General features: G+C 56.9%; 13 protein-coding genes. 6 read left to right on the top strand and 7 right to left on the bottom strand.

Translation table 11 applies throughout. The annotated features are described in order from the left end of the window. Positions 1–26: 26 nt before the first annotated feature. Positions 27–680, bottom strand: coding sequence for a TetR/AcrR family transcriptional regulator (locus tag KCG46_RS06190; RefSeq protein ID WP_218404397.1), 654 nt, complete (start codon positions 678–680; stop codon positions 27–29). A 130-nt stretch (positions 681–810) separates the two neighbouring features. On the opposite strand from KCG46_RS06190, the gene KCG46_RS06185 reads away from it, so the two are divergent. The 4 genes from KCG46_RS06185 (at position 811) to KCG46_RS06170 (ending at position 6,561) form a co-directional block, all read left to right on the top strand. Further along, a complete protein-coding gene (locus KCG46_RS06185) occupies positions 811–3,156 on the top strand; it encodes a TonB-dependent receptor (RefSeq protein WP_218404396.1) in 2,346 nt (781 codons plus the stop codon). A gap of 104 nt (positions 3,157–3,260) precedes the next feature. Then, complete coding sequence (gene serS / locus KCG46_RS06180; protein WP_218404395.1) at positions 3,261–4,685, top strand: serine--tRNA ligase; 1,425 nt, start codon at positions 3,261–3,263, stop codon at positions 4,683–4,685. Next, positions 4,685–5,449 carry a 5'/3'-nucleotidase SurE gene (gene surE / locus KCG46_RS06175; protein ID WP_218404394.1) on the top strand — a complete coding sequence of 255 codons (765 nt, stop codon included), beginning with the start codon at positions 4,685–4,687 and terminating at the stop codon, positions 5,447–5,449. Before serS ends, surE begins: the two co-directional genes overlap by 1 nt. 20 nt (positions 5,450–5,469) lie before the next feature. Continuing rightward, on the top strand, positions 5,470–6,561 hold the full coding sequence (locus KCG46_RS06170) for a potassium channel family protein (RefSeq protein WP_218404393.1): 1,092 nt from the start codon (positions 5,470–5,472) through the stop codon (positions 6,559–6,561). 95 nt (positions 6,562–6,656) lie between these two features. Here KCG46_RS06170 and KCG46_RS06165 read toward each other — a convergent pair whose 3' ends face one another. Continuing rightward, entirely contained in the window at positions 6,657–7,055 is a 399-nt protein-coding gene (locus KCG46_RS06165) for a DUF1761 domain-containing protein (RefSeq protein ID WP_218404392.1), read from the bottom strand. A 150-nt stretch (positions 7,056–7,205) separates the two neighbouring features. On the opposite strand from KCG46_RS06165, the gene rimO reads away from it, so the two are divergent. Further along, complete coding sequence (rimO, locus tag KCG46_RS06160; protein ID WP_218404391.1) at positions 7,206–8,582, top strand: 30S ribosomal protein S12 methylthiotransferase RimO; 1,377 nt, start codon at positions 7,206–7,208, stop codon at positions 8,580–8,582. An 18-nt stretch (positions 8,583–8,600) separates the two neighbouring features. Continuing rightward, positions 8,601–9,401 carry a transglutaminase-like domain-containing protein gene (locus tag KCG46_RS06155; protein WP_218404390.1) on the top strand — a complete coding sequence of 267 codons (801 nt, stop codon included), beginning with the start codon at positions 8,601–8,603 and terminating at the stop codon, positions 9,399–9,401. Positions 9,402–9,409: 8 nt separating this feature from the next. Here the strand turns inward: KCG46_RS06155 and KCG46_RS06150 are convergent, their stop codons facing one another. The 5 genes from KCG46_RS06150 to KCG46_RS06130 form a co-directional block, all read right to left on the bottom strand. Next, complete coding sequence (locus tag KCG46_RS06150) at positions 9,410–10,972, bottom strand: hypothetical protein (protein ID WP_218404389.1); 1,563 nt, start codon at positions 10,970–10,972, stop codon at positions 9,410–9,412. 19 nt (positions 10,973–10,991) lie between these two features. After that, the gene (locus KCG46_RS06145; protein WP_218404388.1) at positions 10,992–12,050 is read right to left on the bottom strand and encodes a LacI family DNA-binding transcriptional regulator; all 1,059 of its coding nucleotides are present in this window, start codon (positions 12,048–12,050) and stop codon (positions 10,992–10,994) included. A gap of 134 nt (positions 12,051–12,184) precedes the next feature. Then, a complete protein-coding gene (locus KCG46_RS06140) occupies positions 12,185–13,855 on the bottom strand; it encodes a bifunctional helix-turn-helix transcriptional regulator/alpha/beta hydrolase (RefSeq protein ID WP_218404387.1) in 1,671 nt (556 codons plus the stop codon). Between the two features lie 102 nt (positions 13,856–13,957). After that, positions 13,958–14,269: a hypothetical protein gene (locus KCG46_RS06135; RefSeq protein WP_218404385.1), complete on the bottom strand. Its 312-nt coding sequence runs from the start codon at positions 14,267–14,269 to the stop codon at positions 13,958–13,960. A 134-nt stretch (positions 14,270–14,403) separates the two neighbouring features. Continuing rightward, positions 14,404–15,279, bottom strand: a complete 876-nt coding sequence (locus KCG46_RS06130) for a hypothetical protein (protein WP_218404384.1) — start codon at positions 15,277–15,279, stop codon at positions 14,404–14,406. Positions 15,280–15,341: the final 62 nt, after the last annotated feature.

The raw sequence follows: 15,341 nt of genomic DNA, 5'->3' as shown, positions 1-15,341 counted from the left end.
CGAAGGCTTTGCCAATGCGCTATCGGCTACTTGCGCATAACGCCTTCGGAAAGGAGCCGGTTCACAACGTGGGCGATGTCTTGCGAGGAATGATTCTGGCCAGTGTCATTGTCGCCCCAAACGGCATAGCGAAGGCCGACAAAGACGTTCATTCCCATTATCGCCCAAGCCTCGATCTCGCCGAGATCTGCGCGGAATTCTCCGCTTTCTCCGGCTGATTTCAGGCGGGCCTGTATACGTTCGCCGATGGTCTTATAATGGGTGCGATAGCTTTGCGGATCGACGAACTCCGCTTCATCGATGATGCGGTAGATTTCCTTGTGTTCGCGGGCAAAATCCAGAAATGCGGCAAGTGCAGCACGCTCAATTTCGAGCGCGTTCATATCCTCTGACAGGGCTGCCCGGGCGCTGCTTTTAACGGTCGCACTCATATCAGCGACAAGCGCGCGAAACAAAGCGTCCTTGCTGTCAAAATAGGTGTAGAAACTACCCAAAGCGACACCGGCGCGGCGCGTGATCGAGCTAACCGAAGCTTCGTGAAACCCCTTTTCACCAAACTCGATTGCAGAGGCATCCAGCAGTTTGCGCAAAGTCTTGCGCCCGCGCTCGGTGCGCGGAATTTTGGCCTCGTTTGCCGCTTGGCCATTGGCACGGGCTTCGATCTTCGCCTCGCTGCTCATCCGCGTTCCTATCCTTTGTCCCAGACCCCACGCCTAGGCAGGTTCTGCACCTTTCACAAGGTTCAACTTGAAAGTTGGTTCAACTTTCAATACTGAGTCGCAAATATCGGTTTTGGAGAGGACCAAACTCATGAAAAAGACGATGATCACCCGTGCCCTGCTGTTGGTTGGCTCTGCAGGAATTGCTGCGGCCGCCGCTCCGGCAATGTCTCAGGATAACGCTGAAGACTCAGCCAATGAAGCAGTTGAAACGCAAGGTAGCGGTATCATTGTCACCGCCCGTCGCCGCGAAGAGGCGCTTCTAGACGTACCGCTTTCGGTCACGGCCCTGACCGGCGAAGCAATGGAGCAACAGGGCGTGCAGGACATCACACAGGTCGCCCAGCAGGTGCCGAATATCACGCTTGAGGTAAGCCGCGGCACCAACACCACCCTCACCGCGTTCATCCGCGGTGTCGGCCAACAGGACCCAGTCGCAGGCTTTGAAGCAGGCGTGGGCCTTTACGTTGATGACGTTTATCTAAACCGCCCGCAAGCTGCCGTTCTGGATGTCTATGATGTCGAACGGATCGAAGTTCTCCGCGGTCCTCAAGGCACGCTGTATGGCCGCAACACGATTGGCGGCGCTATCAAATATGTGACTGCGGATTTACCTGATGAAACCAGCCTCTCGGTCCGAGGCACCTATGGATCGTTTGACCAGGCCGACTTGATCATAACTGGTTCGACCCCGATCTCCGACAACCTGAAAATTGGGGCGAGCGGTGCAAGGCTTTCTCGCGGCGGCTTCGGAGAAAACCTCAATCTTGGCACCGAGAATTACAACAAGGACGTTTGGGCTGCGCGCGGCACGCTGGAATTCGACAACGGTCCGATCTTTGTGCGGCTTTCGGGCGACTATGTGCTCGACCAAAGCGAGGCCCGTCAGGGTTCACGATTGATCACGAGTCTGTTCACCGGCGCACCGGTCCTCGACAGCGTATTTGATACCCGCGCAGGGCTGAATGTAGTCGATCAAGAAGTCGAAGCGTATGGCGGCGCGCTCAACATTGCGATTGAGTTATCCGACACACTGACCCTGAAATCGATCACCGGATACCGCGAGGACAAATCGACCTCTCCGATCGATTTTGATAGTCTTCCAGCCGCCGATCTTGATGTGCCTGCAATCTACGAAAACGACCAGTTCAGTCAGGAACTGCAACTGCTTTACGAAGGTGACCGCCTGTCGGGCGTGTTTGGTGCATACTACCTAAGCGCCAATGCCTTCACCGCGTTTGACGTAGCGCTGTTCACAACCGGCGATCTTATCAGCCTACCCGGCCTGAACGCTCAAACGCTCGGCGATGTCGGTACGGAAACATGGTCCGTCTTTGGTGACTTCAGCTACGATTTGACCGATAGCCTCAGCGTTTCGGTTGGCGGTCGCTACACGAACGACAAGCGTACGAGCCGCGTTCTACGCACTACCTTTATCGGCGGATTCTCTGATCTTTTTGTCCCGAACAGTCCTGCGATCCCGATTGCAGTGACCAGCGATTTTCAGGGCAGCGAAACGTTCGAGGACTTCAATCCGCGCGCCTCGATCAGTTGGAAGCCGGATGCCAACCACAATCTCTACTTCACCTACTCGCAGGGCTTCAAAGGAGGCGGCTTCGATCCGCGCGGCCAAACCACGGCTGCGCCTGATCTGGACGGTGACGGTGACATCGATTTCGACGATCAGTTCGAATTTCTGCGTTTCGCACCGGAGACGGTCGATTCGTATGAGCTGGGGTGGAAAGCCTCGCTGCTCGACAACCGTCTGAACATCTCTCTTGCGGCTTTTCTGGGCCAATACAGCGATGTCCAAATCCCGGGCTCAATCGGGCTCGACACAACTGGCGACGGGGTAAATGACAGCTTTATCGGCATCACTTCGAACGCCGCATCGGCAGATGTGAACGGGCTCGAATTCGAAGGCAGCGCGCTGGTTGGCCGGGATTTCGCGGGCGACGGCAGCCGCTTCAATGTGAACTGGTCGCTTGGCGTGCTGGATGCCAAATTCAACACCTTCATCGATGCCTTTGGCGTTGATGTAGCTGATCAACGCGTGTTCCAGAATACGCCGGAAATCACCGGCCATATGGGTTTTGTTCTGGGCGTACCGGCAGCCAGCGGCATGTTGGATTTCCTCGGCAGTGCATCTTTGCGTTCGGATGCCAGCCAGTTTGAGACGCCCAACCCGTTCCTCGATCAGGATGGCTTTGTGCTGGTCGATGCCAGCGTCGTTTACACCGCCGATAACGGCATGTTTTCAATCGGTGTGCACGGCAAAAACCTGCTCGATAAAGAATATATCGTGGCTGGCTACAACTTCGTAACCGGCGGCACCGGCGGCGCGCCATTTGCGCCAACGCTGGGCCTCGAAGGCACTCTGACCGGATTTTACGGCGATCCGCGCCGGGTGTTTGTCACCGCCGAAATAAACTTCTGATCGGCTCTCCAAGGGGTCGGAGAACCTTCCCGAAAACACTCTCCGGCCCCGCCTTTCTCACGAACACTTTTCAATGCGCCATGAAGCGGGCATAGGCTCATGCCATGCACGATATTAGACTTATCCGAGAGAACCCCGAAGGGTTTGATGCAGTTATGGCGCGGCGCGGGCTTGATCCCGTAGCTCAGCAAATTCTGACGCTGGACGAAGAACGCCGCGCGGTTGCGACCAAACTGCAAGAGGCGCAAAGCCGCCGCAACGAAGCCTCCAAAGCCATCGGCAAAGCCATGGGCCAGGGCAACACGGACGAAGCCGAGGCGCTGAAGGCCGAAGTCGCGCAGATCAAGCAGGATATGCCTGCGCTGGAAGAGCAAGAACGCGAGCTTGGCGGCAAGCTCAAAGACATGCTCGATGTGATCCCGAACCTGCCATTTGACGACGTACCTCAGGGCGCGGACGAGAATGACAATGTCGAGGTTAGCACTTGGGGCGAAAAGCAGAGCTTTGACTTCGAGCCGAAAGAGCACGCTGATTTTGCACCCGGTTTGGGCATGGATTTCGAGACCGGCACGAAACTATCCGGCGCGCGCTTTACTTTTCTACGCGGGGATATGGCCCGCCTGCACCGCGCGCTCGGCCAATTTATGATCGACCGTCAAACCCGCGAATATGGATACACCGAATGCATGCCGCCTGTGTTGGTCAAAGACGAGGCGATGTATGGCACGGATAAGTTGCCAAAGTTTGCCGAGGATAGCTTTCAGACAAATGATATTCTACCTGAGCATGTAGCAGATGTAGTATTCGAACGGCTGCAACAAATCGCGACAGAAAACGGCGGCGTGATCTCGACTAATCATCTCGATTGGGAAAAAATATCGGCAGACGTTGCAATAGATTTCTACAACAAACACCGCCGTCACTGGCTCATCCCGACATCCGAAGTCCCCCTCACCGCCTCTGTCATGGGCGACATCCTTGACGACACCGCCCTGCCCATCCGCCTGACCGCGCTGACCCAATGCTTCCGCTCCGAAGCGGGCTCTGCGGGGCGCGATACGCGCGGGTTTATCCGTCAGCACCAGTTTGAAAAATGCGAACTGGTCAGCATCGTAAAGCCCGAAGAAAGCGAAGCCGAACACGAACGCATGACGGAGGCTGCCGAAGCCATCCTGCAAGCGCTCGCCCTGCCCTATCGCAAGGTACTGCTGTGCACCGGAGACATGGGGTTCGGCGCGCGCAAGACCTATGATCTCGAAGTCTGGCTGCCCGGACAAGACGCCTATCGCGAGATCAGCTCTTGCTCCAACACCGGCGATTTTCAGGCGCGGCGGATGAACACCCGTTACCGTCCCGAAGGCTCGAAAAAGACCGAATTCGTTCACACGCTCAACGGCTCCGGCCTCGCGGTCGGCCGCACGCTCGTGGCGATTATCGAGAACTATCAGCAAGCCGATGGCAGCGTGGTGGTTCCCGAGGCTCTGCATCCCTATATGGGCGGCGTGACCAAGCTGGAGCCTGCCGCATAATGCGAATTTTGCTGACCAATGACGATGGCTATCACGCGCCCGGTTTCGAGGTGCTTGAGAAAATCGCGCGGCAGTTTTCGGATGACATCTGGGTCTGCGCCCCGTCTGAGGAACAATCGGGTGCTGGGCACTCTCTGACGCTCAACCAACCTGTGCGGCTCCAACAATTTGCCGAGCGCAGATTCGCCGTGACCGGCACACCGACCGACAGCGTGATGATGGCGCTGCGCGAAGTGATGGACAGCCCGCCTGATCTGATCCTGTCCGGTGTCAATCGCGGGGCCAATCTGGGCGATGACATCACATATTCCGGCACAGTCTCTGCCGCTATCGAAGGCGCGCTTGCGGGCATCCGCTCGATTGCGCTGAGCCAGGTCTATTCCCGCGAAAGCATTGCGGGCGACGCGCCATTTGACGCTGCGCTGGCATGGGGCGCAAAAGTGATCGAGCCGTTGCTTGATACGCCGTTTGACGAACGCACCCTAGTCAACGTGAATTTCCCGCCACTTGCCGCAAGCGAAGTGAAAGGCATCCGCGTCGTGCGCCAAGGATTTCACGATTATTCGCGTGGAAGCATCGTCGAAGGCAAAGACCCGCGCGGCCATCGTTATTTCTGGTTCGGCCTGCACGCGATCGAGCACACTCTTGATCACGGCACCGATTTGGAAGCGATTGACGAGGGCTATGTTGCAGTCACGCCGCTACAGCTTGACCTTACCCACCATGCATCGCTTAAAGCGATGGCACAGCGGTTTGAGGGGTAGGCCGCGAGGCTAGGGCATTCATGGCAAAGAAACAGACCGACAGGATTGCGTCCGGCAAATCGGACCGGGTGGTTGCAGCGAGCAAGTTTAAACCGCTGCGCCGCGCTGTTAAAATACCCGTCTGGGGCGATCTGAGCATTCGTCTGGGTTTGGCGCTGTTCCTCATTGGTATTGTGGTGTTCATCCACTGGCTCGACCGCGATGGCCTGGTAGATAGCGTCGATGGCCACGTCAGCTTCCTCGACATTGTCTATTTCACGATGATCTCGATCACCACGACCGGCTTCGGCGATATTGCTCCGGTCACCGACAGTGCTCGTTTGATCGAAGCCGTCATCGTTACACCGATCCGCTTTGCGGTATTTTTCATCTTCGTGGGCACCGCCTACAACTTCATTATCAAGCGTAGCTGGGAGAAATGGCGCATGGCCCGTATCCAGGAAAAACTAAGCGATCATGTGGTCGTGCTCGGCTATGGCATCTCCGGATCGCAAAGCGTCGAGGAATTGATCGAACGCGGTACCGATCCGAACCAGATCGTTGTAGTCGACCCAAGCGAGGAACGATTGGTCTCGGCTGAAAAACTCGGCGTCAACATTATGGGCGCTGACGCGACCCGTGATGAAACACTGAAAGCTGTCCGCATTCAGGAGGCAAGCAATGTGCTGGTCTCTGCCGGACGCGACGATACCTCAATTCTGATTGTGCTGACCGTGCGCCACCTCGCGCCGAAAGTCCCGATCAGTGTGGTGGTACGCGCAGACGATAACGAGCTGCTTGCGCGGCAAGCGGGCGCAAACAATGTCATCAACCCGGTCCGCTTCACTGGCCTGCTGCTCGCAGGATCGGCCAAAGGTGAGCATATCGCCGACTATCTCGCCGATCTTGCATCGGTGAATGGCCGCGTTCAGCTTGTCGAGCGTATCGTGACCAAAGAAGAGTGCGGTTGCTCCATTTCAGACCTCAGCAGCGGGGGACGCGGGCTTCGTATCTACCGCAATGGCCGCGCCATTGGGTACTGGGAAGAAGAGTGCAAAAGCCTTGAGCCGGGCGATGTGATCGTCGAAATCGTGCCAAGCGAAAACGGCACCACGAAGGGCGATGGGCACTGATTTTCTAGCGCCGCAGACGCCGGTGTTCGCATACGCTCACTTAGCTTTCCTCGCATAACTTCGGACACGCGATCACGCGTGAGATCGGAATCCGGCTAGAGGAACAACAAGAATACTCCGCCCATAGCGGCCATTCCGACCAGCATGTGGCCTGCATCGATCAGGAAATGCGTCAGGCTCTTGCGCAGATACAAATAGTGTATCCCGACCGCAGGGATCATCACACCAACCGCAAATCCGACCGACATCATCATCACAACATGAGCCGCCGGGTTGGTGCGCGCGATCAAGTGCCAAAGCACCATCGCGATCAGCACTTCAAACAAGAATGTCAGCCCGAATAACAAAGGCATATTGCCGCTCTGAACATCTTCGTCCGACAAGCCAGCGGCCTTTTGCCAGGCTTTGCTGAAGATCACGCCATACCACAGCCCTCCGACCACAAAGAAAGCCGCCGCGCCCGCCAGCACCGGCCATAATGCAAAATCAGCCATCTCAATTCTCCCTGGATATTTGCGAGGCCGCGCCACCCGCGCCCTCCACCCTTCCGCCCGGATTGTATCCGAAACTGTTCCGGGTGGAAGGGTGGAGGGCGCGGGTGGCTCTGGCACAACCATAAGAAGGAGTGTAGAGGCGCGGCCAAGATGAACACTGCAACCACTTCTCTCCCAGACCAGAAACGCGTCGGTATGGTCTCGCTTGGCTGTCCCAAGGCACTGGTCGATTCCGAGAGGATCCTCACCCGTCTGCGCGCCGATGGCTACGCGATGAGCCCCGATTATGCGGGTGCAGACGTCGTGCTCGTCAACACATGCGGCTTTCTGGACAGCGCCAAAGAAGAGAGTCTTGCCGCGATTGGTGAGGCAATTTCTGAAAATGGCCGCGTTATCGTGACTGGTTGCATGGGTGAAGAGGCCGACGCGATCCGCGCCGCGCATCCGCAAGTCCTCGCCGTGACAGGTGCGCACCAATACGAACAGGTCGTAGATGCGGTGCACACGCACGCCCCGCCTTCGCAGGGGCCGTATGTCGACCTGATCCCACAGCCCGATATCAAGCTGACCCCGCGCCATTACAGCTATCTGAAAATTTCCGAAGGCTGCAACCATTCCTGCTCTTTCTGCATCATTCCAGACCTTCGCGGAAAGCTCGCAAGCCGCCGGATTGACGCGGTGCTGCGAGAGGCGGAGAAACTGGTCGCTGCTGGCACAAAAGAGCTGCTCGTCATCAGTCAGGATACGTCGGCTTACGGCGTCGATACGAAGCATGATCCGCGCCAGTGGAAAGGCCGCGAAGTACGCGCCCATATGACCGATCTCGCCCGCGAGCTTGGCCAGTTGCGCACTTCGGATGATGCGGCGCCATGGGTGCGGCTGCACTATGTCTACCCCTACCCACATGTCGACAAAGTCATCCCGTTGATGGCGGAAGGGCTGCTGACGCCTTATCTCGATATCCCATTCCAGCATGCAGCGCCCAGCGTACTGAAACGCATGCGCCGCCCCGCGAACGAAGCGAAAGTGCTGGAACGGCTGAAAGGCTGGCGCGACATTTGCCCTGACATCGCGGTCCGGTCGTCTTTTGTGGTCGGCTTTCCCGGCGAGACCGAAGATGATTTCAAATATCTGATCGACTGGCTTGAAGAAGCGCAGCTCGACCGTGTTGGCGCTTTCCGTTTTGAACCGGTCGAAGGCGCAAAGGCGAACGATCTGCCCGATCCCGTGCCGGAAGAGATCAAGGAAGAACGCTACGCCCGGCTGATGGAGGTGACCGAACGGATCAGCGCAGCCAAGCTAACCGCCAAGGTCGGACGTTCCATTCCCGTCATTCTCGATGAGGTCGGGGAACCCGATGAAGACGGCGATATCGGCGCAACCGGTCGCAGTCAGGCCGATGCTCCGGAAATCGACGGCGCAGTCTATTTGCGCAATGTTCCCGAAACGCTGTCCGCAGGCGATATCGTGATTGTCGAGGTCGAAGATGCCGACGCGCATGATCTCTATGGCGTGGTCGTCTCCTGACGCGCCAGCAAAAGAGCCATGCCCTTCAATATCTCAGTCTCCTTCGCATGTGAGGTCGATCAACCAACCGATGTGCTTTTGCAGTTCGAAGCCGCAGCGCTTGACGAGCAAGCTATCCTGTCGACCGATACCCGTTTGAGCACTGCAGGGCGGATGGCGCGCATCCCGGCGCAAGACTCCATCGGAGAGCGTATCTGGGTGCATGTCGAGGGCCGCTTCGAGGTTCAATACACTGCATCAGTCGAATTGCATCGGAAGGTTGAAAGCCTTGCTGAATTGAGCGCGCTTCCCTTTCATCAATTGCCCGGAACTGCGGTTCAGTATTTGCTTGATTCCCGGTATTGCGCTGCAGAGAAATTCCATGATTTCGCTGAGACAGAATTTGCTGGCACGTCGGGCGGCATCCGCGTTCAGGCCATACGCGACTGGATAGAGCAGAACATCAGCTACGTACCCGGCGCCAGCGGGCCAAACACCGGTGCTGGCGATACGTTCATCGCGCGGCAGGGCATTTGCCGCGATTATGCCCACGTTCTTGTAACTCTGGCCCGCGCATCGGGAATTCCGGCGCGCTACGTCGCCTGTTTTTCACCAGGCGTGAACCCGCCAGATTTTCACGCAGTCGCCGAAGTGTTCTTGGCTGATCCGGATTGCGAAGGCGGCGGGTCGTGGCAACTTGTCGATGGAACCGGCATGGCGCGGCCGGACAACACGACAAAGATCGGTGTTGGACGCGATGCCGCCGATGTCAGCTTCCTAACCAGCTTTGGCCCCAGCCAGTTTGAATACAGTTCGGTGCTAGTCAGCGAAATACCCTGACAGGCGCGTCACTCCCATTCCGGTAATTCGAGAACCGCCCGTTTCAGCGCAGCCTGCGGAATATAGCTTTCCGGCATATCCCTCCGGTGTTTTGTCAATTCGGCGCGCAATTCAGGGAATTCAGGCAGCAAATCGCTTGCATCGGGTAGCATTGATTGCGTGTAGAAAAGGTCAAGTTCGTCGACCTGAAATGCGCCAAGTGCCGTATCTTTCTGGGTAGGATCTGCGAACGCAGCCATCAATAAATCGACCGCTTCCTGCCGCTCCTCGACACAGATCAATCCCTTCGCTGCAAGCACCAAGCCCTCTTCGCTATTCTCGCGCAGAAAGGCGATTTCAGGAGCGATCTTGTCTCGCTGTCCGGTCTTCACATAGGCACAAGCGAGATTGCTGGCGATGATCGCCTTTGCGTAAGTGTTGCCGTTTTCTTCAGCCACCGTTCGGGCGACTTTCGCGGCCTCAACTCCTTCGTCCCATCGACCCTGTCCGATTAGCCGCGAAGCGCGGTTTATGACGAAACTGACGACCCACGGGTTCTCATCAGGATCAAGCTCGGCGAGCTTGTCGAAGACCGCATCGGCCAATTCAGGCTTCCCGAGGGAATCATAAGCATATGCCTGAATATTCAGCGCCCAGCCGTCGCCTTCCTCAAGTTCCTCGCCACGCTTTTCGCGTTTCTGCCATTGCTGCGCAAGCGCGATTGCGTCCTCAAACCGCCCGTCAAAATGCAGTGCGTGCGCAGCTTCGGAAAACCGATCGCGGTCGGCTTCGTTGTTTTCAAGCCTGGTGCCTGTCAATCTGACATCTTCTGCGCCGACGGTCTTAAGGTTTGGGCCTGCCCGCCGCTCAATCGCTGGCCAGAGTGGTTCGTACTCGCGCTCGGTCAGCAATGAGATATAGCTGCGCGGGCTGGTGATCAGGCTGAGCAATTTCTCACCTTCATCCAAGCGGTCTTGACGAATAGCAGAGGACAAGGCCCTGAACGCCAGTCCAGATTGTTGTCCTCGGGTTAGCGCACCGAATATGCCGTTCCCCGACCATTCCAACGCCAGATCACTGACCTCATCGTTCTTACCTTCGCGGCTCAGCATTCTGACTACAAACCAGAAACGATCTTCGGAAAGCTCACCCGCGCTTTCGAAATCGAGAGCCTTCAGGCGGTCAAGCGCGCGGTCAGCCGCATCGTTGCGGGTCAGCAGATAGAACCCGAGATCGGAATAATCGTCTTGAGGGAAAGCCGCTTCTAACTGATCGAACACCTGCAGTGCTTGCGGGTATTGTTTGCCGGTGTCCGAGCAATAGATTTGAGCAAGAAAGTGAATCGTTCGGACGGGATCCGCGGCTGGATTCTTAGCCTCCATCGCGGAAAGCAGCGGCACCCCAAACTCGCACGGTTCGGCTGACCACCGGCGCGGATCTTCGCGGAAAACGGCCACAAGCTGATCATATTCCATCCCGCTGTAGTCCGGGGCTGGATCGACTTCGCTTTCTTGCGCTGACAAGGGCGATGAGAAGATACCGAGTGACGCAGCGGCACTCACAGTCACAAATTGGATGAATTTCAGTTTCATAGAGGCCCCTCTTACAAGGTCAGCCTATTGAATTTACAGTGAAAGAAAAGCCTGTTCTTTCACTGCTGCCGCGCACCAACAATCTAACCGGAACGCGCCGTGTGCTTGATTCTTCGCTTCCATCAGCAATCGCTTCGACAAGCAATCGGCCTGCCTGATCAAGGTCAGGCTCAATCGTCGTGAGAGGCGGCGTTGTCAGTTCGCTTGCCGGAATACCATCAAACCCAACCAGCTTAACATCATCAGGGATGCTTAGATCGGCTGTTTGCAATGCTTCCATAACTCCGAAAGCAAGGGCATCACAAACCGCGAAGATGCCGTCAAAACTCTCGCCGCCCTCCAACAGTGCCTCGGTCGCCATGCGTCCTTGCTCACGGCGGGCGCCGCCTGGTTCGATGGTTGCCAGACTTGCAGCGACCCCCAATTGTTTGGCGCGGGCGATAAATGCATCAACCCGTTCAGCGAACTGGCGCTGCGTGCTTGTGTGAGAGCCGACCACGATCAATTCTTTGCAGCCTTGCTCGACCAGATGCTCTGCGGCCAGCCGCGCGCCCGCTTCATTATCCGAAGAAACCCAATCAAGGTCACCCAAAGGCGATCCCCAATAGGCAACTGGCTGTGTATTCTCGCCCACCTTGCGAAAGTAATCCCAAGCGGTGCGGTTCGCCGTGGTGCCGATCACAATCATACCTTCGGCCTGACCGCGCTCGACATAGTGACCGAACAAACGCTCCTCTTCAGCCTGAAGCGAAACCAGAACTTCAAGGCCGCGTTCGGCGGCAGCGGCACAAATACCGCCCAAAAGTGCATAGGAGAACGGGTTCACATCGCGCGCGCCGCCGCCCGGCTTGCAGATTACTACGGTTGAGATTGTACCAGTATGGCCGCGCCGGAGACGCGCAGCGCGCTCATCAACGAAATATCCGAGTTCCTGCGCCGCGCCGAGCACCTTGTCACGGGTGGCCTCGCTGATCACTGACGATCCTGACAGCGCACGGCTAACCGTCGACTGGCTTACGCCAGCGCGTTCAGCGACATCGAAACTGGTAACTCGCGCGGGTTTGCGAACATTGTCCATCAGGCGCCCCTCCCAAAGGGCAATGCATAGCTATGCAATACGCTATGCCGGACAATTGATCGTCATACCAGCGCAAGGGGACATTCTGCGCACACAATTCGCCTTGAAAAACGTCAATCAGTTGTCTGATCATCTTAAGCCGTGAGTTGCTGCCTCAGCATCGCAAAAATCCGCGCGGGGTCGTCGTGTAAGACAAGTTCGCTCGAACGCTGGAAACCGGTTGCCAATTCAAAACCGTACTCATCCGCGAAATCGCCAAAATGCTCGAGGCTGACGGAGCCTTCCTGATCGCCCACCGCGACGACGACAGGAATTTTGATATCGCGGCAGTATTCGCTCCAGTCGCTTGCCTCCATTATTACCCCTTCAACCGGGCCATCCAGCGTTTTGGCGAAGGTGTATGTGCCAGCGAGCCTGACGAGTTCCCTTACTTCCGGCTTCCTGAAGAACGCCCGATCGGTCGGATTATCCCTGAGCAGGTCTTCAAGAAACTTGTCGAAGTCCCCTCGCAATGATCCGGCAAGTGTTGCCCTGATATAGACCCGCGCAAAGGATGGGGCGAGGCGGGTGAGTTGTAGTGGGCGCCGATATCCGGTCTTGGTTCGCCGCAAATCCGCCCAAGTCGGAAACGGTATCACAGGCCCGGCGAGCACCGCGCCGCAGCATCTGTGCGCGTGATGTTTGGCAAAGGAAATCGCATAGGGCGCTCCGGCACGGTTGGCGAGAATGGCGCATTTTTCGACGCCAATATCGCCAAGCATCATCTCGAGCCGGTGGCCAAAGCTTTCAACCAATGCAGCGCGTGAACCAATCCCCGTGGTTTCACCGAAATACGGCCTCCAGGGCGCAATGATCCGCAATCCCGCAGCGCGGGCTGCCGCGTCCTGCTCTTCGGTAAACAGGGCACCTTCGAAAAATGGGTGATAGTAAAGAACGGGCAGTCCTTCGGGGTCGCCGTGTTGTTCCCACGCGATCCGATCACCATCACCCTCGTGATGGATACGTGAGCAGAAATGCCGCTTGGGCCCCGGTGCGCTGTCTATCATCCGCAGTGAATGGGCAAATCCGGTATAGAGCATCAGCAGCTCTTGCTGTGATCCGATCGCGAGCTTGCGCAGCAGCATCTTAAGTTGATTGCGGGCCGTGCCGATTGATCTCCCGCGCTTCTCAGCAAAGCTGCGCACGCTGCCGCCTGCCACCAAATGCCGTGTCAGAGCCAGCTCGGTGTCGGTCAGGTTCAAGGCCTCTTGAAAACGGTCACCAGCGGCAACCTGCCAGCGAAATTGGATCAGCCTGAAGTGGATGAGGCGCTGCTCCCCCTCTCCCGATACTTCAAGATTGAACCAACGCCCTTGGTCATCGTCGGCGGAGACAAACAGCCTGACGAAACCGTGAGAGGTGCCCTCGCCTGCGGTCTTTGCCAGCCGAATATCCTGGGTTTTCTCAACCGGATCCCAGATCCATTCCGGCACAATCTGACCTACCGTAATTCTCGCCTCGGCAAAGACTGCAGGGTCGATGGCTACAACCGCGAACTTAATGTCGAGCGTTAGCTCGGTCGCCGGCATCGCGGAATTTCCGGATGTGAATTCAGCGAAATCGCTACCTGTCAGCGGGGATAGCTCATCAATCAGGCTGCCGGCCTCATCAAAATGGCGCTCCGCATCGGCGAAACCTTCGCTACCCAAACCGAAATGCCGATCCCCCTGCTCCAACAGCGAAATCACGCTTTCTGGCTTGCGCAGGATCGCATAAGCATCCCGGATCATTCGATCGACGATAGTCTGGTCGTTTTCGGATGACATAGGCGGGTCAGATTTTCCTGTTGCAGTCAGAAACTTCGAATCTTCGAAGGCGGTAAAGAGCGCTGCTCAATACCGCCTTCGAAGCCGATTGGGCGTGAAATGTCACTTCACGCAATATTTGCCTGATGCCTTGAGGCCCGATGGGCACGAACCGCTGCGCACTTCCGCGTAGTCGCCTTTGTCGCCGACACAGTAATTGGCCGATGCTTTGAAACCGGTGGGGCAAGAGCCGAGCTTGACGATTGCGACCTGACTGGAGGACTTGCACGACGAACCACTGGCCTTGAAACCTTTGGGGCATGAACCGTCCTTGGCAACTTCGCCTGAGCTTTCCTGCGCTGCTGCTGGAGCAACAAGAACCGGTGCTGTGCCGAGGGCGAGAATGGCCGATAGGGCCGCGATTTTGAGACGCATATTGAATTCCTTGATACTATTGAGATGTTCGCTGCGGCTGACTGAATGCTCCGGGGGGAGGCAATCCAGTCAGCCGCCGCATGGTTCAGCGCCGGGATCGTAGACCAGCGATGAACCAATGAATGGACACGGTCCTAACCTTGCGGACCGCGGCGGTATGCGAAGGCAATCGCGCTTTGCCCGGAGTTCTTATTGAACCATTGGCAATAAAAATCTGTGCCCGATTTGTCGGTGTGGAGAGCCCCGAAATTGAAGGTCAGCATCGTGCGCCCGCGCTTTGCAAGATGCTTGTCATAAGCACCCGACCGGCTGGAATTGCTGCCGCTGGCGGTTGGTGTGTAGCCAAGCGAGTGACCAGTGTGCAGCATCACATCCTTGCCTTTGTAATTGCCCACACTTGGCCCGTTTACGTTGTCGAGTTGCTCCGAACCGTCATACGAAACGCATTGGATCTTATAGTCGTGTTTCTTATATTTGTTGCGGTCGAATTCGACATAAAGAACATCGCCAACTCCCAGACCGCCAAAGAAACAACCGTCTGTTGCACTGACATTGCGGCGATTTATCAGGCCAGAGCGTTCTTGGGTGCTGATACCTTGGCTAAAGGTGTAGTTGCCGCCTTCAGCGATGAATGCATTGCCAAGACCAAGGCTTGCACAATTGGTTTGCCCCTTGAATTTGGCCGGGGCCGGAGCTGCACCGCCCACGTGACCAGGCGCCTTCGCTGTGCAAGGCGAATTTGATGTGCTGCCGCGATTGGCATGACAACCAGATTGCCTGGATGATCCGGCTGCACTGCCAAGCAGCGACCGGCCATTGGTGCGGTTTGCGCGGTCAACTTCGGTGGCGACGGCATCCACATCTTCGGCGGTTTTCTTGGCTTTCTTGATCTTCTTTTTAAGCTTGTCGAACGGCCCGGCCGCCTCGACACGTTCGGCACCGATTGCGCCAGATGTAACGGTAACACTTACCAGCGCGGTTCCCGCCAGCGCGATCACGAGAGATTTCATAGTACGATCCTTTTAAACCTGCGCAGAACGACCCCGTGTCGTTCGCTGCGCTGAAGTGAGCC

Source organism: Erythrobacter crassostreae, from assembly GCF_019204045.1.
GTDB lineage: Bacteria > Pseudomonadota > Alphaproteobacteria > Sphingomonadales > Sphingomonadaceae > Erythrobacter > Erythrobacter crassostreae.
This window is presented reverse-complemented; position numbering and strand designations above follow the sequence as displayed.